Annotated in this window: 22 protein-coding genes; 9 read left to right on the forward strand and 13 right to left on the reverse strand. The window is 67.2% G+C overall.

The genetic code is table 11. The annotated features are described in order from the left end of the window. Nucleotide 1: 1 nt before the first annotated feature. From narJ to JOE31_RS21155, 6 genes are all read right to left on the reverse strand, one after another. Nucleotides 2–622, reverse strand: a complete 621-nt coding sequence (gene narJ / locus JOE31_RS21130; RefSeq protein ID WP_209747933.1) for a nitrate reductase molybdenum cofactor assembly chaperone — start codon at nt 620–622, stop codon at nt 2–4. After that, nucleotides 619–2,292 (reverse strand): nitrate reductase subunit beta, encoded by a 1,674-nt coding sequence (narH, locus tag JOE31_RS21135; protein WP_209747935.1) that lies wholly within the window; start codon nt 2,290–2,292, stop codon nt 619–621. Before narH ends, narJ begins: the two co-directional genes overlap by 4 nt. Then, the gene (locus JOE31_RS21140) at nt 2,292–6,002 is read right to left on the reverse strand and encodes a nitrate reductase subunit alpha (RefSeq protein ID WP_209747938.1); all 3,711 of its coding nucleotides are present in this window, start codon (nt 6,000–6,002) and stop codon (nt 2,292–2,294) included. Before JOE31_RS21140 ends, narH begins: the two co-directional genes overlap by 1 nt. 88 nt (nt 6,003–6,090) lie before the next feature. Continuing rightward, entirely contained in the window at nt 6,091–6,840 is a 750-nt protein-coding gene (locus JOE31_RS21145) for a LamB/YcsF family protein (protein ID WP_209747940.1), read from the reverse strand. Next, entirely contained in the window at nt 6,824–7,726 is a 903-nt protein-coding gene (locus tag JOE31_RS21150) for a hypothetical protein (RefSeq protein ID WP_209747941.1), read from the reverse strand. Before JOE31_RS21150 ends, JOE31_RS21145 begins: the two co-directional genes overlap by 17 nt. Before the next feature lie 103 nt (nt 7,727–7,829). Further along, nucleotides 7,830–8,420 (reverse strand): hypothetical protein, encoded by a 591-nt coding sequence (locus JOE31_RS21155; RefSeq protein ID WP_209747943.1) that lies wholly within the window; start codon nt 8,418–8,420, stop codon nt 7,830–7,832. A gap of 83 nt (nt 8,421–8,503) precedes the next feature. Between JOE31_RS21155 and JOE31_RS21160 the strand changes: the two genes are divergently transcribed. Further along, on the forward strand, nt 8,504–9,820 hold the full coding sequence (locus JOE31_RS21160) for an MFS transporter (protein WP_209747945.1): 1,317 nt from the start codon (nt 8,504–8,506) through the stop codon (nt 9,818–9,820). On the opposite strand, the gene JOE31_RS21165 is transcribed toward JOE31_RS21160, so the two are convergent. From JOE31_RS21165 to JOE31_RS21190, 6 genes are all read right to left on the reverse strand, one after another. Next, on the reverse strand, nt 9,817–10,284 hold the full coding sequence (locus JOE31_RS21165; RefSeq protein WP_209747947.1) for a DUF2871 domain-containing protein: 468 nt from the start codon (nt 10,282–10,284) through the stop codon (nt 9,817–9,819). The genes JOE31_RS21160 and JOE31_RS21165 overlap by 4 nt on opposite strands. An 80-nt stretch (nt 10,285–10,364) precedes the next feature. Beyond that, nucleotides 10,365–12,725 (reverse strand): glycoside hydrolase family 65 protein, encoded by a 2,361-nt coding sequence (locus JOE31_RS21170; protein WP_209747949.1) that lies wholly within the window; start codon nt 12,723–12,725, stop codon nt 10,365–10,367. A gap of 53 nt (nt 12,726–12,778) precedes the next feature. Further along, the gene (locus tag JOE31_RS21175) at nt 12,779–13,531 is read right to left on the reverse strand and encodes an HAD family phosphatase (RefSeq protein ID WP_209747951.1); all 753 of its coding nucleotides are present in this window, start codon (nt 13,529–13,531) and stop codon (nt 12,779–12,781) included. A gap of 168 nt (nt 13,532–13,699) precedes the next feature. Then, nucleotides 13,700–14,710 carry a LacI family DNA-binding transcriptional regulator gene (locus tag JOE31_RS21180; RefSeq protein ID WP_307864460.1) on the reverse strand — a complete coding sequence of 337 codons (1,011 nt, stop codon included), beginning with the start codon at nt 14,708–14,710 and terminating at the stop codon, nt 13,700–13,702. A 176-nt stretch (nt 14,711–14,886) separates the two neighbouring features. Beyond that, on the reverse strand, nt 14,887–15,504 hold the full coding sequence (locus tag JOE31_RS21185) for an alpha/beta hydrolase (RefSeq protein ID WP_209747955.1): 618 nt from the start codon (nt 15,502–15,504) through the stop codon (nt 14,887–14,889). Nucleotides 15,505–15,534: 30 nt separating this feature from the next. After that, the gene (locus tag JOE31_RS21190; RefSeq protein WP_209747957.1) at nt 15,535–16,755 is read right to left on the reverse strand and encodes a beta-ketoacyl synthase; all 1,221 of its coding nucleotides are present in this window, start codon (nt 16,753–16,755) and stop codon (nt 15,535–15,537) included. A 258-nt stretch (nt 16,756–17,013) separates the two neighbouring features. Between JOE31_RS21190 and JOE31_RS21195 the strand changes: the two genes are divergently transcribed. The 7 genes from JOE31_RS21195 to JOE31_RS21225 all read left to right on the forward strand — a co-directional run bounded on the left by JOE31_RS21195 (nt 17,014) and on the right by JOE31_RS21225 (nt 23,026). Then, a complete protein-coding gene (locus JOE31_RS21195; protein ID WP_209747958.1) occupies nt 17,014–17,271 on the forward strand; it encodes a DUF6458 family protein in 258 nt (85 codons plus the stop codon). A gap of 348 nt (nt 17,272–17,619) precedes the next feature. Continuing rightward, nucleotides 17,620–18,429, forward strand: coding sequence for a DeoR/GlpR family DNA-binding transcription regulator (locus JOE31_RS21200; RefSeq protein WP_209747960.1), 810 nt, complete (start codon nt 17,620–17,622; stop codon nt 18,427–18,429). Then, the gene (locus JOE31_RS21205; RefSeq protein WP_209747962.1) at nt 18,426–19,424 is read left to right on the forward strand and encodes a 1-phosphofructokinase family hexose kinase; all 999 of its coding nucleotides are present in this window, start codon (nt 18,426–18,428) and stop codon (nt 19,422–19,424) included. The genes JOE31_RS21200 and JOE31_RS21205 overlap by 4 nt, the downstream gene beginning before the upstream one ends. A gap of 2 nt (nt 19,425–19,426) precedes the next feature. Continuing rightward, nucleotides 19,427–21,499 carry a fructose-specific PTS transporter subunit EIIC gene (locus tag JOE31_RS21210; protein ID WP_209747964.1) on the forward strand — a complete coding sequence of 691 codons (2,073 nt, stop codon included), beginning with the start codon at nt 19,427–19,429 and terminating at the stop codon, nt 21,497–21,499. A gap of 55 nt (nt 21,500–21,554) precedes the next feature. After that, nucleotides 21,555–21,833 (forward strand): HPr family phosphocarrier protein, encoded by a 279-nt coding sequence (locus JOE31_RS21215; protein ID WP_028270626.1) that lies wholly within the window; start codon nt 21,555–21,557, stop codon nt 21,831–21,833. Between the two features lie 291 nt (nt 21,834–22,124). Beyond that, nucleotides 22,125–22,757, forward strand: coding sequence for an SRPBCC family protein (locus tag JOE31_RS21220; protein ID WP_209747966.1), 633 nt, complete (start codon nt 22,125–22,127; stop codon nt 22,755–22,757). A 2-nt stretch (nt 22,758–22,759) separates the two neighbouring features. Next, nucleotides 22,760–23,026 carry a Rho termination factor N-terminal domain-containing protein gene (locus JOE31_RS21225; RefSeq protein WP_209747968.1) on the forward strand — a complete coding sequence of 89 codons (267 nt, stop codon included), beginning with the start codon at nt 22,760–22,762 and terminating at the stop codon, nt 23,024–23,026. A 26-nt stretch (nt 23,027–23,052) separates the two neighbouring features. On the opposite strand, the gene JOE31_RS21230 is transcribed toward JOE31_RS21225, so the two are convergent. Further along, nucleotides 23,053–24,108, reverse strand: coding sequence for a Ku protein (locus JOE31_RS21230; RefSeq protein ID WP_209747970.1), 1,056 nt, complete (start codon nt 24,106–24,108; stop codon nt 23,053–23,055). 40 nt (nt 24,109–24,148) lie between these two features. On the opposite strand from JOE31_RS21230, the gene JOE31_RS21235 reads away from it, so the two are divergent. Continuing rightward, complete coding sequence (locus JOE31_RS21235) at nt 24,149–26,701, forward strand: ATP-dependent DNA ligase (RefSeq protein WP_209747972.1); 2,553 nt, start codon at nt 24,149–24,151, stop codon at nt 26,699–26,701. Nucleotides 26,702–26,792: the final 91 nt, after the last annotated feature.

Raw genomic sequence — 26,792 nt, forward strand, 5'->3', positions numbered from 1 at the left:
GTCAGGTTCCCTTCACGGGCAGGAGTCGCGGATCGTAGGGGTCCAGGCCCACGGCTTCGGTGGGCGGGCCGTAGCCGGCCATCCGCATCACGGCCTGCTCGTCCGCGGGCGATTTCCCTGGCAGCGTGGCGCAGACGGCCTGCAGGATCCGGGCGTGCGGCATTTCGTCCCGCAGCAGCCCGAAGCGGAGCATCTCCAGGCTCGCCCGGAAACGGGTCAGCAGTTCCCGCCCGGCCGCCAGGTCCACCACGGCGGCGAATTCCAGGACCATCGGCAGGTAGTCGGGCAGTTCACCGCGGGTGTCCACCAGGATGTCGCTTTGCCGGTAGGTCTTCTTGAAGTTGCCCAGCACCTCTCCGCGGCGCCGGGTGTCCCCGTCCGTCCAATAGCTCAGGTGCAGGGCGTGGCGCTTGCCGAGGTCGAATTCGCGGACGTAGTGCGCCTGCACCTCCATGAGGGGCGTGGATTCCAGCACGTCCAGCACCCCGGCGAAGTCAGCGCCGGCTCCGGGAAACTCTCCCAGTGCGTCCCGCATGAGCGGCACCCTGCCGATCAGTTCCTCGTCCGGGTAGGACAGGCACCAGGCCGCCGCAAGGTACACCACCTGCTGGCGCCGGCTCACGGCTGCTCCCCCGCCGTATGTCTTTCGGGGAAAAGCCCCGGCGGCGCGCCGGTGCCGTCCCAGTTGAGCAGGTTCACCCGGCCGCGCAGGGTTGTTTCGCCTGGAGCCTCGCCTGAAGTTTGGCGGTCCTTCAGGGCGTTGAAGGTTTCCACCGCCACCGGAACGGGCCGGCCGCTGGCTTCGCCGAACGGGGAGGAATCCTGCATGCCGGGGCCGCCGCCGAAGTCCAGCGAGCAGCCCATCTCCTCCAGGTCGTGGGCCTGTTCCACATGCGCTTTGGGAATGACGTAGCGTTCCTCATACTTCGCGATCGCCATCAGCCGGTACATCTCGTACATCGTCTGCCCGTCCATGCCCACGGATTCGGGGATGGAGTCGTCGGGGTCGTTGCCCAGGCTGATGCCGCGCATGAACGAACGCATGGCAGCGAGCTTCTTCAGCACCGCGGTGACCCGGTCCGCGTCCCCGGCGGTGAAAAGTTCCGCGAGGTATTCCACCGGAATGCGCAGCGCGTCAATGGCGCCGAACAGGTTGCCGGTGTCCTCGCCGTCGTGCCCCTGGTCCCGCAGGAGGTCCACCACGGGTGAGAGCGGCGGCACGTACCAGACCATCGGCATGGTCCGGTATTCGGGGTGAAGCGGCAGCGCCACCTTGTAGACCTTGGCCAGGGCGTATACCGGCGAGCGCCGGGCGGCGTCGATCCAGTCCTCGGGGATGTTCTGGGCCCGGGCCTCGGCCTGGACGGCGGGGTCGTTCGGGTCCAGCAGCACGTCCATCTGGGCGTCGTAGAGTTCTTTCGGGTCGGTGACGGCCGCCGCGGCGGTGACGGCGTCGGCGTCATACAGGAACAACCCCAGGTACCGCAGCCGGCCCACGCAGGTCTCCGAGCAGACCGTCGGCAGCCCTACCTCGACCCGCGGGTAGCAGAAGGTGCACTTCTCGGCCTTGCCCGTCTTGTGGTTGAAGTAGATCTTCTTGTACGGGCAACCGGTGACGCACTGCCGCCAGCCCCGGCACTTGTCCTGGTCCACCAGGACGATCCCGTCCTCCACGCGCTTGTAGATGGCGCCGGAGGGGCAGGAGGCCATGCAGGACGGGTTCAGGCAGTGCTCGCAGATTCGCGGCAGGTAGAACATGAAGGTCTGCTCGTACGCGAACTTGATCTTGTCCTCGGACTCGCGCCGGACCTTCTCCACGATGGGGTCCAGGTGGCCGTTCTCGACGGATCCGCCCAGGTCGTCGTCCCAGTTCGCGGACCAGGTGATTTTCGTGTCCTTGCCGGTGATCAGGGACTTCGGCCGGGCCACCGGGAAGTCGTCGCCCAGCGGCGCGTCCACGAGGGTCTTGTAGTCGTAGGTCCACGGCTCGTAGTAGTCCTTGAGTTCGGGCTGGACGGGGCTGGCAAAGATCCCCAAGAGCTTCTTCACCCGGCCGCCTGCCTTGAGCACCAGCTTGCCGCGCTTGTTCAGCACCCAGCCGCCGTGCCACCGCTCCTGGTCCTCGTAGCGGCGCGGGTAGCCCTGGCCGGGCCGGGTTTCCACGTTGTTGAACCAGACGTATTCGGTGCCCGCACGGTTGGTCCAGGCCTGCTTGCAGGTCACGGAACAGGTGTGGCAGCCGATGCATTTGTCCAGGTTCATGACCATGCCCATTTGAGCCATGACACGCATCAGTACTGCACCTCCTGGGAACGACGACGGACGGTGGCCACCATGTCGCGCTGGTTGCCGGTGGGGCCGAGGTAGTTGAACGCGTAGGCCAGCTGGGCGTAGCCGCCGATCAGGTGCGAGGGTTTGACCAGCAACCGGGTCACGGAGTTGTGGATGCCGCCGCGCCTTCCCGTGGCTTCCGACTTCGGCACGTCGATGGTGCGCTCCTGCGCGTGGTGGACGTAGACCACGCCGGCCGGCATCCGGTGGCTGACGATCGCCCGGGCCACCAGGACCCCGTTGATGTTCAGGCACTCCACCCAGTCGTTGTCCTTGACCTGGATCGCCTCGGCGTCGGCGGGGCTCATCCAGACCGTGGGGCCGCCGCGGGAGAGGGAGAGCATGAGCAGGTTGTCCTGGTATTCGGAGTGGATGGACCACTTGGAGTGCGGCGTCAGGTACCTGACCACCACCTCCATGGCACCGTCCTGCCCGAGTTTGGGTTCCCCGAAGAGGCGGTGCATGTCCAGCGGCGGCCGGTAGATCGGCAGGGCCTCGCCGATGTCGATCATCCAGTCGTGGTCCAGGAAGAAATGCATCCGGCCGGTCAGGGTGTGCCAGGGCTTGAGCCGCTCCACGTTGATGGTGAAGGGGGCGTAGCGCCGGCCTCCCGTTTCGGAGCCGGACCACTCCGGCGAGGTGATGACCGGGACCGGTCCGGCCTGGGTCTGGGCGAAGGTGATGAACTTTTCCTCGGAGCCCTCGGACAGGTCAGCCAGCTTCCTTCCGGTGCGTACTTCCAGGTCCTTGAAGCCCTGCACGGACAACGCACCGTTGGTGGTGCCGGAGAAGGCCAGGATGGCCTCGGCCATTTTCGCATCGGTGTCGATCGCCGGCCGGCCGTCCGCGGCGCCGCCGAGCATCACGCCGTTGGAACGGCTGAGCCGCTCCAACGGACCGGCGAGTTTGTACGTGACGTTCTTGACCGTGAAACCGAGCTTGTCGGCCAGCGGCCCGACGGCGGCGAGCTTGTCCGCGATGGCCGTGTAGTCCCGCTCCACCACGGAAAAGACGGGCATGTTCTGCCCGGGCACGGCGGGGATATCCGTGTTCCGCCAGTCCCGCACGATCCCGCCGGGCTGCGCCAGCTGGCCCGGGGTGTCGTGCTGCAGCGGCACGCTGACCAGGTCCCGGCGGATGCCCAGGTGGGTTTTTGCCATCCGGGAGAACTCCCGTGCCAGCAGGTGGAACATCTCGAAGTCTGTTTTGGTCTCCCACGGCGGGTCGATCGCCGGCGTGAAGGCGTGCACAAACGGGTGCATGTCCGTGGAGGACAGGTCGTGCTTCTCGTACCAGGTGGCGGCCGGGAACACGACGTCGGAGAGCAGTGTGGTGGAGGTCATCCGGAAGTCGGCTGACACCAGCAGGTCCAGTTTTCCTTCCGGCGCCTGCTCGTGCCACTTCACGTCCCGGGGCTTGAGCCCTTCGGCGTGGTCCTTGCCCAGGACGTTGTTGTGGGTGCCCAGCAGGTTCCGCAGGAAGTACTCGTTGCCTTTGGCCGAGGAACCGAACAAGTTGGAACGCCACAGCACCAGCGTCCGCGGCCAGTTCTCCGGGGCATCCACGTCCTCGATCGCCGGGTTCAGCGTGCGGTTCTTCAGGGCGTCCGCGATGTAGCCCGGGGTGTCCTTCGCGGTGCCGGCGGCGACGGCGGCCTCCGCCTCGTCCGCGAGGTCCAGCGGATTCCGGTCGAACTGCGGGTAGAAGGGCATCCAGCCGAGCCGGGCGGACTGGGCCAGCGCGTCTGCGGTGTGCATGCCGTCCAGGGCTCCGGTGGACAGCGGGGATTTCAGTGCGTCCGCGGAGTAGCCGTCCTGCCGCCACTGGTCCGTGTGCATGTACCAGTAGCCGGTGCCGATCATGGTCCGCGGCGGGCGTGACCAGTCCAGCGCGTTGGCCAGCGACACCCAGCCGGTGGCCGGCCGCGTCTTTTCCTGCCCCACGTAATGCGCCCAGCCGCCGCCGTTGCGGCCCATGCAGCCGGTCAGCATCACCAGCGCCAGCACGGCGCGGTAGGTGGTGTCACCGTGGAACCACTGGCAGATCCCGGCGCCCATGATGATCATGGACCGGCCCTTGGACTGTTCGGCGTTGCGGGCGAACTCCCGTGCCACCCGGATGCAGGCCTGCGCCGGAACGGACGTGATCTCCTCCTGCCATGCCGGGGTGTACGGCGTCGCCGCGTCGTCATAGCCGGCGGCCCACTCCCCCGGGAGCCCTTCACGGCCGACGCCGTACTGGGCCAGCATGAGGTCGAACACGGTGGTGACCAACTGGCCCTCGACCTCGATGACGGGCACCCCGCGGCGCAGCACGCTGCCCTCCCCGCCGGCATCCTCGAAGCACGGCAGCAGGATCTCGGCGCTGTCCCCTGACACCTCGCGCAGCGACAACGCCGGGTCGATCCCTTCGAGGTCCAGGTTCCACTTACCCTCGCCGCTGCCGGAGTACCGGAATCCCATGGAGCCGTTGGGCACCGCGGCCCGCCCGGTCTGCTTGTCGAACAGCACGGTGCGGAACGCAGCGTCCTCGGCCCCGGCTTCGGCGGGAAGGTCCTTGGCGGTGAGGAACTTCGACGGCGTCAGCGCGCCGTCGTCGTTCCTTTCCAGCCGGACCAGGAACGGCAGGTCCGTATACTGCCGGACGTAGTCGGAAAAGAACGGGACGTCGCGGTCCACGAAGAACTCCTCGAGCATGACGTGCCCCATGGCCATGGCCAGCGCAGCGTCCGTCCCGGCCTGGGCGGGGAGCCATTCGTCGGCGAACTTGGTGTTGTCCGCGTAATCCGGGCTGACCGTGACCACTTTGGTGCCGCGGTACCGCACCTCGGCCATCCAGTGCGCATCCGGGGTCCGCGTGACGGGGACGTTGGAGCCCCACATCATGAGGTAGCCGGCGTCCCACCAGTCACCGGATTCCGGGACGTCGGTCTGGTCGCCGAAAACCTGCGGGCTGGCCACGGGCAGGTCCGCGTACCAGTCGTAGAAGGACGTCATCACCCCGCCGATCAGCTGGATGAAACGGGTTCCCACGGCGTGCGAGACCATCGACATTGCGGGGATCGGCGAGAAGCCGGCGCAGCGGTCCGGGCCGTAGGTCCTGATCGTGTTCACGTGGGCGGCGGCCGCGATCTCGATTGCTTCCTGCCAGGAGACCCGGACCAGGCCGCCCTTGCCGCGGGCCTGCTGGTAGCGGCGCCGCCTGTCCGGGTCGCTGGCGATCTCGGCGAACGCCAGCACCGGATCCCCCAGCCGGGCCTTGGCCTCGCGGTACATCTCCACGAGGACGCCGCGGGCGTACGGGAAGCGGACCCGCGTGGGCGAGTAGGTGTACCAGGAAAAGGCCGCCCCGCGCGGGCAGCCCCTGGGTTCGTACTCCGGGCTGTCCGGGCCAACGGACGGGTAGTCTGTCTGCTGGGATTCCCACGTGATGATGCCGTCCTTGACGTACACCTTCCAGGAGCACGAGCCGGTGCAGTTCACCCCGTGCGTGGAGCGGACCACCTTGTCATGGCTCCACCGGTCGCGGTAGAAGATGTCGCCCTTGCGGCCGCCCTCCCTGAACACCGCCCTGCCGTCGTCGGTCTGGTCCCATTTCGTGAAGAATCGGCCCAGCTTCAACATTGCATCTGATGCGGGTCCATCTAACCCCGCATGGGGTCCGGAAGCCATGCCCTCAAGCTAGGTGGCAGGTTCAAGCCCCCGATAGGGCCGAACGGCACTAGCCCTCCCCGCCAAAGCAGCGCGCACAGGGTAAGGGCTACGCGAAGGCTTCGATCTCCACGCCGGCCGCTTCCAGTGCTTTGCGCACGGCGGATGCCGTTTCCACCGAGCCGGGAGTGTCGCCGTGCAGGCACAGCGAATGCGGCTGCAGCCTGATCACGGTCCCGTCCACGGCTTCCACTTCACCATGCACGGCGAGGCGGACGGCGCGCTCGGCGATCTCCCCGGCGTCCTCCAGCAACGCGCCGTCCTGGGAGCGCGGCACCAGTGTTCCGTCCGGGAAGTAGGCGCGGTCGGCGAAGGCTTCGTGGAACACGGGGTGCCCGGCTTCCGCGGCAGCGTACAGGAGCGCGGACCCCTGCTGGCCCAGGATGGGCAGCCCGGGATCGTAGGCCTGGACGGCGGCGATCACGGCGGAGGCCTGCTCGGCGTCATGCACGGTGCGGTCGTACAGCGCGCCGTGGGCCTTGACGAAGTCCACGGACGCCCCGACGGCGTGCGCCACGCCGTCGAGCGCGCCGAGCTGGTACAGCACGGCGCCGAAAAGGTCGTCGAAGGTCATGTCAATGGACCGCAGGCCAAAGCCGGGAAGGTCCGGGTAGCCGACGTGGGCGCCCACGCGGACGTCCAGCTCATAGGCCGCCCGGCAGGTGTCCAGCATGGTGACGGGGTCCCCGGCGTGCAGGCCGCAGGCCACGCTGGCGCTGGTGATGAGCGGGAACATTGCGGCGTCGTCCCCCATGGTCCAGGAGCCGAAGGACTCCCCCAGGTCAGCGTTCAGATCCAATGAATCCGCCTTTCAAGGTTGGGTCCCCACCGGGGGTTTTTCCGCCGGTGGTGTTTGCGCCGTGGTCACCCGCGGCGGAGGCAAGGGCGGCCGGAGCACCGGCGCTGCCGGTTGTGCCACTGCCGGGCGTGCCGGCAGCCACTTCGCCGGGAATCGTGTCCGGCATGGGGCCAAACGCCTCCCTGGCGCTTGCGACGACGGCGCGTCCCATTACGCGGTTGCCCACGCCGCCCACCACGGCTCCGACGCCGAACGGCAGTGCCCGGCCCAGGAGCGCGGTCCCCTGCCGCTGCAGGAGGTTGCGGAGGAACGCGCGCTGGATCCGGTCCCGCACCGACCCGAAGCCGGGGAAGGACGTCTTGCGGGCGAACACGGAACCCCAGGCGTCGGTAGGACCCTTGCTGCGGCCCGCGGCCTGGCCGCTGAGGCTGCCGAGGAGGGCAGTGCCTTCTTCGCCCAGCATGATGGCCATGACCATGAGGCCGGCTTTTTCGGGATCGACCATGCGGATGCCGTGCAGCTCGGCCAGGGACGTTGCGTACAGGGCGGTGGCTTCCAGGAAGCCGACCGTGGCAGCGGCCGAGAGGCCCAGCGCGGCGACGGTGCCGACGCCGGGGATGACGGCGGATCCGCCCACCAGAGCGCCGCCGCCGGTCACGGCCAGGAGGTAGTCGCGTTCCAGCTTGTCAGCCAGCTGCGCCGCCGTGGCACGCGGGTGCCTGCGCTGCAGCCGCCGGAGGTTGGCGAGCACCAGCGGGCGCTGGACTTCGACCGCCCGCAGCATCATGTTGTGCAATCCGGGCTTTGGCTTTCCCTCGGAGTCGAACACCGCCTTGTGCGCGGTTTTTTGTGCAATTCTCATTGCCGGGTTCTTCCGCATGGCCATCGTCACCTTTCCTGGAACGGGAACAAGCCGCCGGAGCAACCGCGGTCACTCCGTGCGGGGACAGCTCGCGGCTGCCACTCATCCTTAACACTAAGCCACCTTGCTACATGACCCATGACTCGGCCACCGCAAGATATGCGGACGACGACGGCCCCCGGGGTCCGGGATACACCGTGGGCGCACCGGGCCATTCCACCCCGAATTCCGACAGCCGTCCCGTGCTGCATGGCAGGTACACGTTGCTCAGGGCTGCGCTGCTTCCGCCGAGCTGGAAGTCGGGCGCCAGGAACTGGCGGCGGTCCAGGACGCCGCTGATCTCAAGTTCCGCCTTGCCCCCGACGGCCCGGAAGCCGCGCTCGATGTCGAGTTCGACGTCGAACTCGTCCTGGGTGTGGGTGATTTCAGCCAGCGGGAACCGCGCTGCTTCCGGAAAGTGGCGGGTCAGTTCATTGGCCAGAGTCTCGGCGAAGTAGCCGTTGGAGCCGTAGCTGCGCCAGCCCTGGCGGGTGGCGATCAGCAGGGCGTTTCCAGTGCCCCATCTGGACCATTCCGCCATCCAGAAGGAGGCGAAGCAGCTGGCGGGTTCGCCGGGGATGTGGACGCCGTCGCGGTCCACCGGATGCAGTGCAAGTCCCGGGTTGCTGCCGATGAATGCCATGCTGCGGCGCCACGTGCCTGCCGGACTGTTCCCCATGGGTTGAGCCTAACGGGGCAGTGGCGAAAATGGTGCCGGCAGGCACGGCGGCGCGGCTGGAGGAGCAGGCCTAGACTGTCCATATGCCCGCCCCCAGAGCTCTCAGACCCTTCGTGCACCGGGAATACCGGGTGCTGATTGCGGCGCTGGCCGTCTCGATTTTCGGCTCCGGCATGTGGGCCGTGGCCATGGTTTACCAGGTGATCCACCTGGGCGGCGGACCGCTTCAGCTGTCCCTTGTTGCCACCGCCGGCAGCGTGGGGCTCGTGGCGTTTGTCCTGGCTGGCGGCATCGCCGCAGACCGGGTGCCGCAGCGGCTCCTGATCATCGCGGTGGAAGGAACCAACCTCGCCGTGATCGCCGCCATCAGCGGACTGGCCCTGGCGGGCTGGCTGCAGCTTTGGCACCTTGCCGTGGGCGCATTCGTGCTGGGTGTGGGGGCGGCGTTCTTCTTCCCGGCCTACTCGGCCATCCTGCCCCGCATCCTGCCGGCAGAGGACCTGCTGGCGGCCAATGGCATGGAGGGGACCATGCGTCCCATCCTGCAACAGGCGGCCGGTCCCGCCGTCGCCGGCATCCTGGTGGCAGCGTTGTCCCCCTCGCACGCCGTCACGGGCGTGGCCGCATGCCACCTGCTGGCCTTCATTATCCTCAACTTCCTCGGCCAGCACGCCCTCGAAGCGCCCGGCACCGACGGCGGCCCGGGCACCGACGGCGGGCCCGCGGCGGAACGGGGCAAAACGTCCTTCTTCCACGACCTCCGCGAAGGTGTCAGCTACACACTCCGGACGCCATGGCTGTTGTGGACGCTGCTCTGGGCCTGCATCTCGGTGCTGTTCCTGATCGGACCCATCGAGGTGCTGCTGCCGTTCGTTGTCCGCGACCAGCTGGGCGGCGATTCGCGCATGTTCGGATTCCTGCTGGCGGTGATGGGCGTCGGCGGGGCGGCCGCTTCCCTGGCCACGGCGTCCTTCGCGCTGCCGCGCCGCTACCTCACGGTGATGATGGTTTCGTGGGGTGCCGGCAGCCTTCCCCTCGCTGCCGTTGGAATCATGGACAGCTTCTGGATGGTTGCCGCGGCGCTCTTCGTGTTCGGTGCGACCGGCGGCATCGGCATGGTCATCTGGGGCACGCTCCTGCAGCGCCGCGTTCCCGCCCACCTGCTGGGCCGCGTCTCCAGCCTGGACTTCTTTGTATCGCTGGCCCTGATGCCCGTCTCCATGGCGCTGGCCGGCCCCGCCGCAGAGGTGGTGCCCACGTGGGTGATCTTCCTGGTGGCCGGCGGCGTGTGCCCTGTCATGGCGGTAGTGGCAATGGTGGTGGCCCGGATGCCGGCCGACGAGTTGGCACACCCGCTGGACCGCAGTGCCGCGGACCGGGCGTCGGCGGACAGCCCCTAGGCCACGCTCCCCGCGCTGCGGGGCGCCGTCCCGCTGCGGGGCGCCGTCCCGGGTACCGCTGTCAGCGCCTTCCGGAGGGCCAGGAAAAGCAGCACCAGGCCGGCGGTCAGCAGGATGTGTCCGGTGCCGGCAATCCCGGCCAGGGCTTTGGAACCTGCGTCCGCGCCGGCGACAACGAGCGACCCCTTGACCAGCATCATTCCGCCGGTCACCACCACGCCGGCGTTCCAGGTCCGGAAGAACCAGGCCGACAGCTTCGGCGCGGCAGCGGAGAGGGCGAAGACCTTCTCCAGCATCAGCACTATCAGCAGGACGACGAAGCCCAGCACCAGCCAGTGCGTGTGCACCAGGCCCAGCTGGGACTCCCCGGTAAAGCCGTAGGCCTTGGTGAACTCACGGTAATAGAGGCCGGAGAGGACTCCGGCAATGGCATAGGCAAAAGAGGCATGGAAGAGTTTTTTCACCCCTCCAGTCTTTCACCGAAGCACGACGGCGGGATCAACCGTTCGGTTGATCCCGCCCGTCTGTTGGGACTACTGCGTGCTTAGCTGCGGGCGCGCACAATCGGGATGGACGCCGTCGGAAGTCCGCTCGGGAAGATGGTGGGCTCCGGCGCGCCGACGGGGGCCAGCGGCACCCGGGCAACGTCGTTGCCGACGGTGAGCACCTCACCGCGGACGTTGACGTCCAGCGGTTCGCCGTCCCGGATGCTGAGGCTGATCGATCCCTGGTCCAGCTCCACGAAGAGGAGGCGGTCCCGCACCTTGAGGTGGAAGGTCAGGCCATCCCATTCGGACGGCAGCCGCGGATCGAAGAACGGTACCTCGCCCTGGTCGCGCAGGCCAGCGAAGCCGCTGACCAGCGAGCTCCAGACACCGCCGGTGGAGGCAATGTGCACGCCGTCGATCGTGTTGCCGTGGGTGTCGTCAAGGTCGATGTACAGCGCATGGGTGAAGTGGTCCAGCGCGGCTTTCCCGTAGCCCACCTCGGCGGCCATGATCCCCTGGACGCAGGCGGACAGGGTGGAGTCGCCGGTGGTGATCGGATCGTAGAAGTCGAACGCCCGGCGCTTTTCCTCGGCCGTGAAGTCCTGCCACTGCAGGAACATCGCCAGCACGGTGTCCGCCTGCTTGAGGACCTGGTGGCGGTAGATCACCAGCGGGTGGAAGTTCAGCAGCAGCGGGTACTTGGACCGGGGCGTGCTCCAGTCCCACGGCTCCAGGGTCATGAAGTCGTTGTCCTGCGAATACACCTCGAGGTCTTCGTCGTAGGGCAGCTGCATCCGGAGCGCGGCCTGTTCCCAGAGTTCGCGTTCGGCGTCGTCAATTTCCGGGTGGTCCAGGGCAGCCGCGGTGCGGAGGTTGAACCGCGCCATGACGTTGGTGTAGAGGTTGTCGTTCACCACGGCCGTGTACTCGTCCGGGCCGGTGACGCCGTGGATATGGAACAGCCCGTCCTTGCCGAAGAAGCCAAGGGACACCCACATCCGGGCAGTCTCGATCAGCAGCTCCGCGCCCATGCCCTGCTTGAACTCCGCGTCGCCGCTGGCCCACATGTACCTGTTGGTGGCGAAGGCGACGGCGGCAGCAATGTGGAACTGCGCGGTGCCGGCGGCGTAATAGGCGCTGGCTTCGAGCCCGTTGATGGTGCGCCACGGGAACAGTGCGCCGTCCACGCTCAGTTCCTTGGCCCGGACCTTGGCGTCCGGCAGCATCTCGTGCCGGAACTCCAGCACCTGGCGCGCGTTGTCCGGGCTGGTGTAGGTCAGGTACGGCAGCAGGTACACTTCCTGGTCCCAGAAGTAGTGCCCCTCGTAGCCGGAGCCGCTGACGCCCTTGGCCGGGATGCCGGCAACGTCCGCGCGGGCGGTGGCCTGGGCCAGCTGGAAAAGGTTCCAGCGGATGGCCTGCTGCAGTTCGGGCTGGCCACCCACCACAATGTCCGTGGTGGCCCAGTAGTCCCGGTAATGCGCCTCGCTTTCGGCGAAGATCGCGCTGACGGGCTGCAGGGCGCCCTCCGCTGCTTCGGACGGGTCCTGCGGGGAACCGCCGTCCACGGCTCCTTCGCGGAAGGCCCGAGCCACGGCGTAGCTGGCGCTCTTCTCGAGGCGGAAGGGCTGGTCTGCGCTCACGGCGAGGACGTACCGGACGCTGCTGTCGTCCTGGTCCACCAGGGTCTCGAACGGTTGCACGTCGGCCGACGTCCAGTGGTCCACGGCCAGGCCGACCCGCTGCCGGGACTCGGCTGCTTCCCAGGAGAGACGCAGCGAGCCGTCCCCGCCGTCGAGCCGTACCGGCAGCAGGACGCGGCCGGCGTGCCGTCCGGCCCGGCGCGGATCGTGGGTGGAGTGGTCCTCCACGGGCTGGTCTTGGCGGTTGATGACGGAGGATGTGACGTCCGCGTAGATGTCCCGGTCCGCGGCGACTTCGAGGCTGATGCCCAGGGTGCCGCGGGACTGGTAGCCCACGGCCCTGCGCTCAGTGGTGGTCACGGTGGCACCGGAACGGCACTGCCAGGTGATCCGGCATTCGTAGATCCCGGTGGCGAAGTCAACGGAGCGGCGGTAGTCCAGCACCGTTGATTCGCTGAGGGTCAGCGTCTCGCCGTCGATAATCACCGTGAAGTTGTTGATATCCGGGATGTAGAGGATCCGCTGGCCCGTGCGGGCGAAGCCGTAGGCGTTCTCCGCGTGCTTGATGTCCCAGGTTTCGTGGAAGCCGTTGATGAAGCTTCCGGGCAGGTCAGCGTCCGCGGAGGCCCAGTGGGCGCCGCGGATGCCAAGATGGCCGTTGCCCAGGCTGAAGAGGGTTTCCAGGGTTCCGGCGTTTCCGGGAAGGTGGACTGTCTCCACGAGCTGCCAGGGGTCGTTAGGGAAACGAGCACGGTCAGAGGTGATGAGTGCCATGGCTGTTGGGGTTCCTTTTGGCGTTGGTGCAGGTTGGGGGGCGTGTTGTCGGTCTAGAGGAGTTCGTTCAGGTCCTCAACCACCAGGGTGGCGCCGGCGTCCAGGAGCGTCTGCCGGCCGGCTCCGCGGTCCACTCCAATCACCGAATGGAAGGTGCCTGCGCTACCGGCCTGGACGCCGGACACGGCGTCCTCCACCACCACGCACTCCTCGCTGGGGAGGCCCAGCAGTTGCGCCGCGTATTCGTAGGTGGCCGGGCTGGGCTTTCCGGGCAGTCCCGCGGCAGCGGCGGCGACGCCGTCCACCACCACCGGGAAGTGGTGCGCCAGTCCCGCCGCCTGCAGCACGGCCGGCGCGTTCCGGGAGGAGGAGACGACGGCGACTTTGAGTCCCAGCGAGAGTACGGCTTCCAGGAAGCGCACGGAGCCCTCGTAGGGTGCTACGCCGCCGGCTTCGACGATGTCGTTGAAAACCTTGTTCTTGCGGTTGCCGAGGCCGTGGACAGTGTCGCTGGCGGGATCGTCGTCCGCCGGGCCTTCGGGCAGCACGATGCTGCGCGAGGCGAGGAAGTCCCGGACGCCGTCGAACCGGGGCTTGCCGTCGATATGGTCGAAGTAGTCGCTTTCGCGGTAGCCGTCCGCTTCGGGAACGTCCCGCAAGTAGCCGTCGAAGAGCTCCTGCCAGGCGCGTTCGTGGACGATCGCCGTCGGCGTGAGCACGCCGTCGAGGTCGAAGAGGATGGCGGACGCGCCGGACCAGCTGGAGGTGGTGCTGTTACCGGTGGTGCTGTTGGAAAGCTCAGTCATGCGGTACTCGATGTCCTTTCAGACGGCGGCAGGGGAAGTGCGTGGATACTGCAGGTTTGGTGCGGACCGGAACCATCGGGTCCAGGGGCCGGGCCGGTGGAGTCGGGCGTCGGCGGCCGTAGCTGGCGTTTTCGCTCAGCGTTTCAGCGTTCTACTGACCGTTTTCACTCAACGTTTCCGTCGCGCGGTTTTGCGTTCGATCAGTTTGGTATCCAGCACGTGGCTGGCGGGGGCACTCAGCGGCCCCGGACGTTGGAGTCCTTCGATCAGCAGGTTGGCGGCGAAGGCGCCCTGATCGGCTACCGGCTGGGCGATTGTGCTCAGTCCCAGGAACCAACTCATCTGATGATCGTCTATTCCTATGATGGACACGTTTTTCGGCGCTGACAAACCGAGCTCGCGCAGGGCCATGAGGGCACCGAAGGCCGTTTCGTCGCATCCGGCGAAGATCGCGGAGGGCATCCGGCGGTTTTCGATGAGCTCGGTCATGGCCCGGCGGCCGCCTTCGATGCTCGAACCGGCGTCCATGACCAGGTCCGGGTCCACGGTTAAGTGGTGCTCGGCAAGCGCCCGGTGGAACCCTTTGAGCCGGTCCGTGGCCGTGGCCACGGTGCGCTCCCCCGGTTCGCGCCCGGAGAGGATGGCCAGGTCCCAGTGCCCCAGGCCGAGCAGGTGGTTGGTCGCCTTCCAGGCCGCGTCCTCGTTGTCGATTCCCACGTTGTCCCAGGGGACGTTGTGCATGCCCACGCTTGCGACCGCCAGTCCGGACGACGCCAGGGCGTCGATTTCAGCGTCGCTCAGGGCGATGTTGAGCAGCAGGACGCCGTCCACGCGCTGCGCCAGGGCATCCAGGTCGCCGAAAACCTTGCGGTGGACGCTGGGCGTGTTGCGCAGACTGATGAGCACGGTGTCGAAGCCGCTGTCGGCGAAGACTTCCTCGGCCGCCTCCACCGCTTGGGCGAAGAACCAAGCCGTCGCGGTGGGCGCGATGATGGCCACGGACCCGGTGGTGCCGCCGGCAAGGCGCGCTGCCGCCGAGGATGCTTTGTAACCGAGTTTGGTGGCGGCGTCCGCCACCTTCACCTGGGCCGTTTCCGAAACGTTGGGCAGCCCGCGCAGCGCACGGGAAACGGTACAGATGGACAGCCCCGACAATGCGGCAACGTCCTGGATGGTCACGCGCGGTGCTCTAGCCATGCAACACGGGCTCAGCCCTTTCTTCCTCTGAAGTCCTGGGCCCGGTACATGGCCGAAGAAGAGTGTAAGCGCTTACAAATTTAGCGCGCAACTGGTTTTTTCCGCGGGTGCGGAATGTTGCGGGTTTCCCGGGACCAGAGAGGGCGGTCTTGCCGCCCTCAGCGGAGAACGTAGTGGCGCAGGAAGGCGCTCACGTCAACCATTTCCGGCTTGGAAATTGTGTGCCCCATCCCCGGATAGGTCCGTGCAGTCAGCTGGGTATTCCGGTTGAGCCACTCCTCGGTGTGCTCCACGGCGGCGTCGTTGATCACCAGGTCGGCCTTGTCCCGGCCCCAAAAGAACGGCGGCTTGGCGTCGAACGATTCGCTCATGGCCAGCAGTTCGTTGTCCAGGACGAATCCGGACAGTCCCACCACGGCGCGGAAGTCGTGCGGCCGCAGCCGCAGCAGCGTGCTGGCCATGGCCATGCCCTGCGAAAAACCCAGCAGGCTTACGCTGCTGTGCTGCGCCTTGACTGAATTGATCCAGTCGAACACCTTGTTGCTGACGGAAATGACGTCAGCGAAGTCATGGGTCAGGAAATAGTCCAGCAGGAACCAGCCGTAGTCATCGCCGATCACCTTGGGCGCGCGCAGCGCCGCGCAAGTAAACTCGGGCGGCAGCTGGCCGAAGAGGTCCGACATGCGCACCTCGTCCGTTCCGTAGCCGTGCATCATGACCAGCAGCGGCGTGCCGGCGCGCTGGTTCTCCGGCCTGGACCATACGACTGTCTCCATCGCATCAGCCTAACTTTCCAGGGAAGGCCCTCAGCCCGCGGTGATCACGAGCGAGGCGCTGTGGCCCCCGAACCCGAACGCATTGGAGATGCCGGCCTTCGCCGCGGATCCCCGGGTTGTTTCCGAAACGATGTTGAGCTGGATGTCCGGGTCCGTGTTGTCGAGGTTGAGGGTGCCCGGAATGGCGCCCGTGCGGAGCGCCTGGATGGTGACGATGGCACCGAGTGCCCCGGCCCCGCCCAGCAGGTGACCGGTGAGGGATTTCGTGGAGGTAACCGGAACTGAATGTCCGACGACGGCGCCGATGGCTTCCGCTTCGAGCCGGTCCCCCACCGGGGTGGAGGTCGCGTGGGCATGCACGAAGCCGATGTCCTCCCCGGTGAGGCCGGCAGCGGCAATGGCTTTCTGCAGGACGCGGCGCTGCATGGCGGGGTCGGCCGCAACGATGTCCACGGCGTCGGAGGTGACGGCACTGCCTGCAATGACCCCGAGCACCTCGGCTCCGCGGGCGCGGGCGTGGTCTTCGCGCTCCAGGACAACGATCCCGGCGCCCTCGGCCATGACAAAGCCGTCCCGGTCGCGGTCAAAGGGCCGGGAGGCGGCCTGCGGGCTATCGTTGCGGGTGGAGAGCGCCCTGATCTGTGAGAACCCGCTGATGGTCAGGCCGTTGATGCAGGAGTCCACCCCGCCGGCGATCACCACGTCGGCGGCACCGCTCCGGATCATGTCGGCCGCCTGCGAAATCGCCTCAGCGCCGGAGGCGCAGGCACTGACTGGCGTCCGCGCCCCGCCGCGGGCGCCCACGTCGATGGAGACCCAGGCCGCGGGCCCATTGACCATGATCCGGGTAAGGGTGTGCGGGGAAACCCTGCGCGGCCCCTTGACCTCCAGGGTCCGGGTTTGCTCCAGGGTGGTATCCAGTCCTCCATAGCCGGAGCCGATGACGACGGCGAGGCGTTCCGGGTCGGTCCCGGGCCGGCCCGCGTGCGCCCAGGCTTCGCGGGCGGCGATGAGTGCCAGATGGCCGCAGCGGTCCATCCTCTTGTATTCCAGGGTGGAGAGCAGCGACGGGACATCGGCCGTAACGCGTCCTGCGATGCGCACCGGCAGCCCGGTGGCCCACTCCTCGTCGAGGGGTACGATCCCGGAGCGCCCGGCCAGGAGGGCGTCCCATGTTTCGCCGGCAGTGGAGCCGACGGGGGTCACTGCTCCCAGGCCGGTGACTACAACCGCGGGGAATGGTTCAGACATGGGTAACACTGCTCCTGGGATCTGTTGTCGCTGCGCGCTGATTGCCGCGGACGCAATACACAGTACGCGGGACACGCCTCGGGCCGCCGGTGTTACTCCGCCGCCGCCGGCAATATCACGGCAAATAACGACTGTGACACGACTCCGGCGCGCGGCGTCCGCTTCATTGAAACGGCCGGAGGCGGGCTGTAGCGTGTCGCTAGACAGCATGCTGATCAAGTTTTGCCCGCACGTCCCCCGGACAGCTAGGAGCAAGTCATGAGAATCGGTTCCTCCATTTTCCTTATCGCCCTCGGTGCCATCCTGGCGTGGGCCGTTACCCCGGGCCTGATCCCGTATGTGGACCAGACCCTGATCGGCTACATCCTGATGGCCGTTGGCGTCATAGGCCTGATCGCCTCGCTGGTCCTTGCATCGCCGGGGCGCACCCGCCGGGTAAGTGAAACCCGGTCAGTGGTGGACCCGAACACGGGCGAGCGCATTGTCCGCAATGAGAGCCGGGACGGCGGCATCTAGCCATGATCCTCCGGCCGCCGTTGTCCTCGGAAAGCCGACGGTCACCAGCGCACCGCATTGAGAACACCCCGGAAGCCGGGCCAGACCACCACGGTCCGGCCCGGCTTCCGCCGTCTTGAGAGGGACCCGCCCCGCGCGGCACCGGAGTTTTTGTCCACTTATCGCGACTTCGGAGGCCTCGAACTCCTTCGATCTGGACAAAAACTCCCCGGCGGGATCTTTGTTCGTGTTGTTTTCATTGACAAACCAACAAGAACAAAGATAAAGTCAAGCAATTCAACATCATGTGATGGCAGTCACTGATAGCAGTTCCGGAAATGCCAGCAGTATTTACGCAATGGAGGGTAAGTGTTCGCCGAGGAGCGCCAGCAGCTGATCGCAGGTCTAGTCGCCGAAAGCGGCCGTGCCAGCGTGACCGCCCTTGCCGAACGCTTCAACATCACCACCGAAACCGTCCGGCGCGACCTCGCCGCCCTGGAATCAGCCGGCACCGTCCGCCGGGTCCATGGCGGCGCCGTCGCCCCGGACCGGATCAGCACCACCGAGGAAAGCATCCTCGAGCGGACCATCCAGCGGCAGCCGGAGAAGCTGCGCATCGCCGAGGCCGCCCTGGCTTTCATCCCGCAAAACCCGGCCGGCAGCATCCTCGTGGATGCAGGCTCCACCACGGAAGCCCTGGCGGACCTGATCGCCCTGCGACTGGCTGACCCCTCCGCTTCGCCGTCCGCAGGTTCGGAGAACGAACTGGTGGTCATCACCCATGCTGTCCCCATCGCCGCGAAACTGGCTGGCGAGCCAGGCATCGCCCTCCACCTCCTGGGCGGCCGGGTCCGCGGCCTCACCCAGGCTGCGGTGGGGCAGTCCACCGTGGACGCTGCCCACCGGATCCGCCCGGACATCGCCTTCATCGGCGCCAACGGAATCCACTCGGCCTTCGGGCTGAGCACGCCCGATCCTGAAGAAGCAGCCGTCAAAGCTGCCTTCGTCCAATCGGCACGCCGCATTGTGGTGCTGGCCGATTCGTCCAAGCTGGATGCGGAAACGCTGGTCCAGTTCGCCTCGTTGAAAGATCTGGACACCTTGATTACAGACAGTGAACCCAGCCCGGAACTAGCAGCGGCGCTTGCTGACGCCGGCGTTGACGTGGTGATCGCGTGATTGTCACCCTGACCGCCAACCCGAGCCTGGACCGAACCGTGGGCCTCCCCTCGCCCCTGCTGCGCGGGGAAGTGCAGCGGGCCATCTCCGTCAGCCAGGAATCGGGCGGCAAAGGCGTCAACGTCTCCCGCGCCCTGGTGGCCTCCGGGCTGGAAACCGTAGCCGTCCTGCCGGGCGGCGACTCCGATCCCGTGCTGGCGGGGCTTCGTGACAGCGGCGTCCCCTTCGCCGCCCTTGCCATCCACGAGCCGCTGCGCACCAACGTGGCGTTGACGGAGCCGGACGGGGTCACCACCAAGATCAACGAACCCGGCCCGGTGCTGAGCGAAGACCAGCAGGAAGCCCTGATCGGGCTGCTGCTGGAGCGTTCCCGCGGTGCCAGCTGGGTCGTCCTCGCCGGTTCGCTCCCACCCGGAGTTCCGGCGGACTTCTATGCCACCGTCACCCGGCGGCTACGCTCCACACATGCCGGCAACGGCACACAACAGTCGACGCCGCTCATCGCCGTCGACTCGTCCGGCGCTCCCCTCGCCGCCGCCCTCTCGGGCGACGCGTCAGGCATGCCGGACCTCCTCAAGCCCAACGCCGAAGAACTGGCTGAACTGGCTGCCGCAGCCGGTTTCGCCACGGCGTCCACCGCTGACGAACTAGAAGCGGATCCGGAGGCTGCCGCGGCAGCCGCCGCCGCCGTCGTGCGTTCCGGTGTAGGTGCCGTGCTGGCAACGCTCGGTTCCAAGGGTGCGGTACTTGTGACGGCCGACGGCGCGTGGCTGGCCACGCATCCGCCGGTCAAAGCGGTCAGCACGGTCGGCGCGGGAGATTCATCCCTTGCCGGCTACCTGCTGGCCTCCAGCCTGGGCGCCGCCCCGGCCGACTGCCTCCGTCAGGCAGTGGCACATGGTGCCGCTGCCGCCTCCCTGCCGGGCTCCACAGTTCCGGCGGTCCACCAAACCACCCCTGATGCCGTAACCATCACGGCCCTCCGGAAGGACTGACAGTGACTCAGCTCATTACTACTGATCTGGTCGAGCTAGACCAGAACCTGGGCAACTCGCCCGAGGACGTGATCCGCCATTTGGCCGGCAGGGTTGCCGCCACAGGACGCGCCAGCGAGGCGGAAGGCCTCTTCACGGACGCCTTTGCCCGGGAGTCCAAAACCGCCACCGGCGTTCCCGGCGGAATTGCCATTCCGCACTGCCGCTCCACTGCGGTGACGGTGCCCACGCTGGCCATGGCCCGGCTCTCGCAGCCTGTGGACTTCGGCGCCAAGGACGGCCCGGCGGACCTCATCTTCTTCATCGCAGCCCCTGAAGGCGCGGACCAGGAGCACCTTAAGCTCCTGTCCAAGCTGGCCCGTTCGCTGATCAAGAAGGACTTCACCGCTTCCCTGCGGGCAGCCACCACCCAGGCCGACATTGTCGAACTGGTGGAGGGCGCCCTTGCCGACAAGCCCGCAGCCGCCGCAGAACCCGCAACAGCAAGCGCAGCGGCCGGGGCAAGCGCAGCCGCAGCACCGTCCGCCGGTGCCGCCACCGGCTCCCGGTCCGGGGGCCCCAAGCGCCTCGTGGCCGTGACGGCCTGCCCCACGGGAATCGCCCACACCTACATGGCCGCCGACTCCCTCGTGGCAGCTGCCAAAGAAGTCGGAGTGGACCTGCAGGTGGAAACCCAGGGCTCCTCCGGCGCCAAGCCGCTGGACCCCGCGGTGATCGCAGCCGCTGATGCCGTGATCTTCGCGGTGGACGTGGACGTCCGCGGCAAGGAGCGCTTCGCCGGCATGCCGGTCATCAACGCTCCGGTCAAGCGCGGCATCGACGAGCCGGACAAGATGGTCCAGGAGGCACTGGCCGCCGCGGACAACCCCAACGCCCGCCGTGTCCCGCACTACGGCGCGGAGGAGCAGGCTGAAGCCGAGGCCACCGAAAAGGGCGAGCACATCGGCCAGAAGCTAAAGAAGGCGCTCCTCACCGGCGTCAGCTACATGATCCCGTTCGTGGCAGGTGGCGGCCTCCTGATCGCCTTGGGCTTCCTGATGGGCGGCTACCTGATTACCCAGTTCGCGGACACCATTGTGGTGGACAACAGCATCTTCAACCTGCCTACCGAATACCCTGAAAACGCCTGGGGTCCGCTCGGCGCCTACCTCGGTGCAGTGCTCTTCAAGATCGGCGCCCTGTCCCTCGGCTTCCTGGTCCCCGCACTGGCCGGCTACATCGCCTACGGCATCGCCGACCGCCCGGGCATCGCCCCGGGCTTCGTGGCAGGCGCCGTCGCAGGGTTCATGGGTGCAGGCTTCCTGGGCGGCATCGTCGGCGGCCTCCTGGCCGGTTACATTGCCCATTCCATCGGCAAGATCCAGGTGGCCCGCTGGCTGCGCGGCCTGATGCCCGTGGTGATCATTCCGCTGGTGGCTTCGCTCGTGGCTTCCGGCCTGATGTTCCTGATCCTGGGCGCCCCGATCGTAGCCATCACCAAGGGCCTGAACGGTTGGCTCTCCGGACTCACCGGTGCCAGCGCCATCGCGCTCGGCGTCATCCTGGGCCTCATGATGTGCTTCGACCTCGGCGGCCCGGTCAACAAGGTTGCCTACTCGTTCGCCGTCGCCGGCCTGGGTGCCGCAACCCTGGACAACCAGGCACCGTGGCAGATCATGGCAGCCGTCATGGCCTCGGGCATGGTTCCGCCGCTGGCCATGGCCCTCGCCTCCACCGTCCTGGACAAGAAGCGTTTCAGCCTGGCCGAGCGTGAAAACGGCAAGGCCGCCTGGCTGCTGGGGGCATCCTTCATCTCCGAAGGCGCCATCCCGTTCGCCGCGGCCGACCCGCTCCGCGTCATCCCCGCCAGCATGCTCGGCGGCGCCGTGACCGGTGCCATCTCCATGGCAGCGGGCGTAGGCTCGAAGGCCCCGCACGGCGGCATCTTCGTCTTCTTCGCGATCGACAACTTCGTGATGTTCGTTGTGTCGATCCTTGTCGGTACCGTGATCACCGCCCTGGCAGTGATCGCCCTCAAGCGCTGGGCCGTCCGCAAGTCCGTTGATACCGTGGAGCCGGTTCCAGTAACTGTCTGACCCGGTTCGGACGCTTTCCAACCACCTGTCCCGACCTGATATCCAAGGAGCACACATGTTCGAACGCACCGCCACCATCGCAAGCCGCGTGGGCCTGCACGCCCGCCCCGCCGCCATCTTCGCCGAGGCGGCCGGCGAGTACCCGCACGAGATCACCATTGCCCGCCAGGGCGAGCCGGCCGACGAGGCCATGGACGCGGCCAGCATCCTGTCCCTCATGAGCCTGGGCGCCTCACACGGCGACGTTGTGGTCCTCCGCGCCGAGGGCGACGGCGCCGACACCGCCCTGGACCACCTGGTCCAGATCCTGGAAACCGATCACGACGCCGAGTAGCGGCACGGCGGGCTAGTACAGTCCGCCTCAGGTACAGCAGTCAGCGGCCGGCCCGCTGCGCCACCTCCCGTGTACGGGCGGGCGGCGCACGGGCCGGCCGCTGCTTTTTAACTCCCGGCTTTTGACTGCCGGCTTTTGGCTCCCTGCTTTTGACTCCCGGGCCCTGAACTAAGCAGCCTTAGTAAATCCTTGTGTTTGCCTGGCGGCCCGATTAGCGTGGCATTGTGGCGACACGCCGATCAACAGACCCGCAATCGGGGGCACGTTCCCCTGCGGAAAGAGGATGAGACAGTGGCTACCCTGCAGGAAACCATCGAGGTGGATGTTCCCGTGTCCACCGCCTACAACCAATGGACCCAGTTCGAGTCATTCCCGGAGTTCATGCGGGGAGTGGAGTCCGTCCAACAGATCGACGAGACGTCCCTGCATTTCCGGACGGACATCGCCGGGGTCAAGCGCGAATACAGCGCGCAGATCACCGAGCAGCTGCCGGACCGGCGCATCGCTTGGGTCAGCACGGACAAGCCGCGCAACGCCGGCGAGGTCTCCTTCGAACCCCTCGGCCCGGATCGGACCAGGGTCACCGTTGCGCTGGAATGGGAGCCCGAGGGGCTGCTGGAGAAAGCGGGCTCGGCGGTGGGAGCGGACAGCCACCAGATCAGCGCCGACCTCAAGCGGTTCAAGCAGTTCATCGAATCGCGCGGGATTGAGACAGGCGCCTGGCGTTCTGCCGTAGACAACGGAGAAGTCGAGGAAACCAGAGAAGAGGCAGGCTTCGCGGCGAACGCCCCGGCGCACCACGCACACGCGTCCGCTGCCCAAGCACCCCACCCGCAGCCGCCGCACACGCCCACCCCTTCGCCGCAGCGTCCGGCAGGAATGGACCCGTTCATTGACGACGCTGAACCATCGGATCCGAGCTGACCATGCCCGAGAAAAAGAACCCCGGCCTCAAGGACCCGGAGCTGTACGAAGAGCTCCGCGAAGACGGCGCCTCCAAGCAGAAAGCCGCCCGCATTTCCAATGCCGCCGCCAGCAGGGGGCGCTCCGCAGTGGGCCGCAAGGGCGGCAAGAGCGGCGATTATGAAGATTGGACGGTGGCCCAGCTGAAGGCCAAAGCCAAGGAAATAGGACTGACGGGTTACTCCAGCAAGAAGAAAAGCGAGCTCATTTCAGCGCTCAGAAACTCCTGACCGCGGCTGCAATGGGTTACCGTACCTCAGGCCCCTTTCCGCCGGCTCTTGGCCGGCTCCTTGGCGGCCGGCTCCGTCGCAGCTGCCTTGCCGGCCGTCTTGGCCGGAGCCTTGGCGGCTGCGGCCTTGGAAGCGGTTGCCTTGGAAGCGGTTGCCTTGGAAGCCGTCGAACGGGCCGCCGTCGTCTTGGCACCCGCGCCTTTCGACGCTGCGGACCGGCCCGAGGCAGCAGACCGGGAGGCCTTCGCGGGAGCCTTCCCGGCGTCGTCGGCCTGTGCCGCATCGGCACTGCCGCCGCCCCGCTTCTTTTCCAGGCTTCGCTTGAGGGCTTCCATCAGGTCGATCACTTCGCCGCTGCCCGCTTCGGCAGCCTCGGCGCCGAACGTCTGCTCCGTATCCAAGGACTCGCCCTGCTCGATCTTGGCGTCGATGAGCTTGCGGAGCTGCACCTGGTAGTCATCCGTGAACTGGCCGGGCTCAAAGTCCCCGGCCATGGAGTCCACCAGGGCCGCGGACATCTCGCGTTCCTGGGCGGAGATCCGGACGGTGGTTTCCAGGGCGGGGAACGCCGCTTCCCGCACCTCGTCGGCCCACAGCAGGGACTGCAGCACCAGGACGTCATCCCGGATCCGCAGGGCACCAAGCCGGGTCTTCTCGCGGAGCGCGAACTGCACCACGGCCACCCGATCCGTGTCCTCCAGCGCACGGCGGAGGAGCACATACGCCTTGGGCGACTTGGAGTCGGGTTCGAGGTAATAGCTCTTCTCGAACATGATGGGGTCGAGCTGCTCGGAGGGGACAAACTGCACCACTTCGATCTCGTGGCTGCTCTCCGCCGGGATGGACTTGAGCTCATCCTTGGTGAGGATCACCGTGCGGCCGTCTTCCTCGTAGGCCTTGTCGATGTCCGAATAGTCAACGATCTCGCCGCACACCTCGCAGCGGCGCTGGTAACGGATGCGCCCGCCGTCGGCGTTGTGGACCTGGTGGAGCCCGATGTCGTGGTCCTCGGTGGCGCTGTAGACCTTGACCGGCACGTTGACCAGCCCAAATGCGATAGCGCCTTTCCATATGGCTCTCATGGATCAAGTGAACATCACAGTCGCCCGGAGGTGAAGACCTTTGGCAGGCAGTAGGGAACGTGTCCGGGTCCAGGGCCGTGAACTGGTGGTCACCAACCTGGACAAGGTGATGTACCCGGAGACGGGCACCACCAAGGCGGACGTCCTGGCGTACTACGCCGCCGCCGCGCCGGTGCTGATCCCCGCCGCTGCGAACCGGCCGGCCACGCGCAAGCGCTGGGTCAACGGCGTGGGAACCGCGGATGCCCCGGGCCAGATGTTCTTCCAGAAGAACCTGGACGAGTCCACCCCGGGCTGGATTCCGCGGGCATCCATCCGCCACAAGGAGCGCACCAACCAGTACCCCCTTGTCAATGATGCCGCCACCCTGACGTGGCTGGCCCAGATGGGTTCCCTGGAAATCCACGTCCCCCAGTGGCGCGTGGACCCGCACGGGAATCCGATGAACCCGGACCGGCTGGTGCTGGACCTGGATCCCGGCGAAGGCGCCGGCCTGGCCGAGTGCGTCGAAGTGGCCCGGCTTGCCCGCGCCATCCTGAAGGACGTTGGCCTGGATCCCGTCCCGGTGACCAGCGGCAGCAAGGGCATCCACCTCTACGCCGGCCTCGACGGCACACAGAGCTCGGACCAGATCTCCGAGTTCGCCCACGAACTTGCCCGCGCGCTGGAATCGGACCACCCGGACCTGGCTGTCAGCGACATGAAGAAGACGCTCCGCACGGGCAAGGTGCTGGTGGACTGGAGCCAGAACAACGCGGCGAAGACCACTATCGTCCCGTACTCCCTCCGCGGCCGGCTCCGCCCCACTGTGGCCGCCCCCAGGACGTGGCGTGAGCTGGCCTCCCCCGCGCTGAAGCAGCTGGACTACCGGGAGGTCATGCGGCGGGTGAAAGATGGCAAGGATCCGTTCGCGGCGATCACCGCGGGCGGCGGCCACGTTCAGGCCCACCACGACGGCGGCGGTTCCGGCGGCGAATTCGGGCACCGCAACAGGGCAACGGCCGACGGCGGCAGCATGGACCCGAGGCTGGAAAAGTACCGCTCCATGCGGGATCCGGAAGGGACCCCCGAACCGTTCAGCGCCGACCGTCACCGGGCCGACCCCGCCGCCGGCACCATCAGGGAGCGGTTTGTGATCCAGGAGCACCACGCCAGCCGGTTGCATTACGACTTCCGGCTGGAGCGGGACGGCGTGCTGGTGTCCTGGGCTCTTCCGAAGGGCGTGCCGACATCAGGGGCGCAGAACCACCTTGCGGTCCAGACTGAAGACCACCCCATGGACTACCTCGATTTCGAGGGCACCATCCCCAAAGGCCAGTACGGTGCAGGGAACGTCACCATCTGGGACCACGGCTACTACGAATGCGACAAATGGATCGCGGGCAAGGAAGTCATCGCCACCCTCACGGGGGCGGACGGCGGCGGCCTTGGCGGAACAAGGAAGTTCGCGCTGATCCGGACCAGCCGGGACAGCGGCACCTCGAAATCGCCGGAGCAGGCCCAGTGGCTCATCCATCTGATGGACCGCAAACGGCACGGTGCGCCGGCAGCCTCCGGCACTCCCCCGGCCGCCGGCGCCCCCACAGAAGCACAAAAGCGGGACGAGCCGCCCCCGGACTCCCCGCCGGACTTCTCGCCGGATTTCCTGCCGATGCTGGCTAGCGCCGGGACCCCGGCCGACCTCCGCGGCCTGGACTGGCAGTTCGAACTGAAATGGGACGGCATCCGTGCGCTTATCATCGGCGACGCCGACAGGATCCGGCTCATCAGCCGTAACGGCAATGACATGACCGCAAGCTACCCGGAACTGACAGACCGCAGCTGCTGGCCGGAGCAGAGCTTCACCGCCGACGGCGAGATCGTCGCCGTCGGGCCTTCCGGGCGGCCCGATTTCGGGCTGCTGCAGACGCGGATGAAACTGACCAAGCCGGCCGACGTCGCCAATGCGCGGGCAGTGACTCCGGTACGGCTGATGGTGTTCGACCTGCTCTCCGACGCCGGCGAGGACCTCCGCAGGATGCCGCTCCGGAAGCGCCGGGCACGCTTGGAGCAGTTGGATTGGCCGGACGGCTGCCCCGTGCACCTGTCCGAAGTCCTGGACCACGAGGTGGAGCACATCCTCGAAAGCGCCAGGGAACTGGGCCTCGAAGGAATCATGGCCAAACGCCTTGACGGCCGGTATGTCAGCGGGGAGCGCAGCAGGTCCTGGCTGAAGCTGAAGTTCGAGCGCACCCAGGAAGTGGTGGTGGGCGGCTGGCGCCCCGGCAAGGGGTCGCGGCAAGGCTCCGTGGGGTCATTGCTGGTAGGCATCCCCGATGGCGCCAAGCTGCGCTACGTGGGACGCGTGGGCAGCGGATTCAGCGACCGGGAACTGAAGGAACTGCGGCTGCAGGTGGACACGCTGTCCAGGAAGACCTCTCCCTTCACCGAGGTTCCCGCTGCCGACGCCTCCGATGCGCACTGGGTGACTCCCGGACTGGTGGGCGAAGTTACCTTCGGGGAATGGACCGGCGGCGGGAAACTGCGGCACCCGGTGTGGCGCGGCTGGCGCCTGGACAAAAACGCCGACGACGTCGTGGCGGAATCGGGATGATGCGTCATCGCGTGACGGCACGGAAATGCCCCGGTGTCCGCCCTTTGCAGGCGGACACCGGGGCATTGGCGGGTCCGTAGCACCGGAAGCC

Origin of the sequence: Arthrobacter sp. PvP023 (assembly GCF_017832975.1) — a bacterium.
Classification (GTDB): Bacteria; Actinomycetota; Actinomycetes; order Actinomycetales; family Micrococcaceae; genus Arthrobacter.

Coding starts and splice junctions, on each gene's coding strand:
- JOE31_RS21195 (WP_209747958.1), top strand. CDS start 17,014: ATGAGAATCGGTTCCTCCATTTTCCTTATCGCCCTCGGTGCCATCCTG.
- narH (WP_209747935.1), bottom strand. CDS start 2,292: ATGCGTGTCATGGCTCAAATGGGCATGGTCATGAACCTGGACAAATGC.
- JOE31_RS21160 (WP_209747945.1), top strand. CDS start 8,504: ATGCCCGCCCCCAGAGCTCTCAGACCCTTCGTGCACCGGGAATACCGG.
- JOE31_RS21225 (WP_209747968.1), top strand. CDS start 22,760: ATGCCCGAGAAAAAGAACCCCGGCCTCAAGGACCCGGAGCTGTACGAA.
- JOE31_RS21230 (WP_209747970.1), bottom strand. CDS start 24,108: ATGAGAGCCATATGGAAAGGCGCTATCGCATTTGGGCTGGTCAACGTG.
- JOE31_RS21155 (WP_209747943.1), bottom strand. CDS start 8,420: ATGGGGAACAGTCCGGCAGGCACGTGGCGCCGCAGCATGGCATTCATC.
- JOE31_RS21140 (WP_209747938.1), bottom strand. CDS start 6,002: ATGGCTTCCGGACCCCATGCGGGGTTAGATGGACCCGCATCAGATGCA.
- JOE31_RS21170 (WP_209747949.1), bottom strand. CDS start 12,725: ATGGCACTCATCACCTCTGACCGTGCTCGTTTCCCTAACGACCCCTGG.
- JOE31_RS21175 (WP_209747951.1), bottom strand. CDS start 13,531: ATGACTGAGCTTTCCAACAGCACCACCGGTAACAGCACCACCTCCAGC.
- JOE31_RS21185 (WP_209747955.1), bottom strand. CDS start 15,504: ATGGAGACAGTCGTATGGTCCAGGCCGGAGAACCAGCGCGCCGGCACG.
- JOE31_RS21150 (WP_209747941.1), bottom strand. CDS start 7,726: ATGGCCATGCGGAAGAACCCGGCAATGAGAATTGCACAAAAAACCGCG.
- JOE31_RS21190 (WP_209747957.1), bottom strand. CDS start 16,755: ATGTCTGAACCATTCCCCGCGGTTGTAGTCACCGGCCTGGGAGCAGTG.
- JOE31_RS21215 (WP_028270626.1), top strand. CDS start 21,555: ATGTTCGAACGCACCGCCACCATCGCAAGCCGCGTGGGCCTGCACGCC.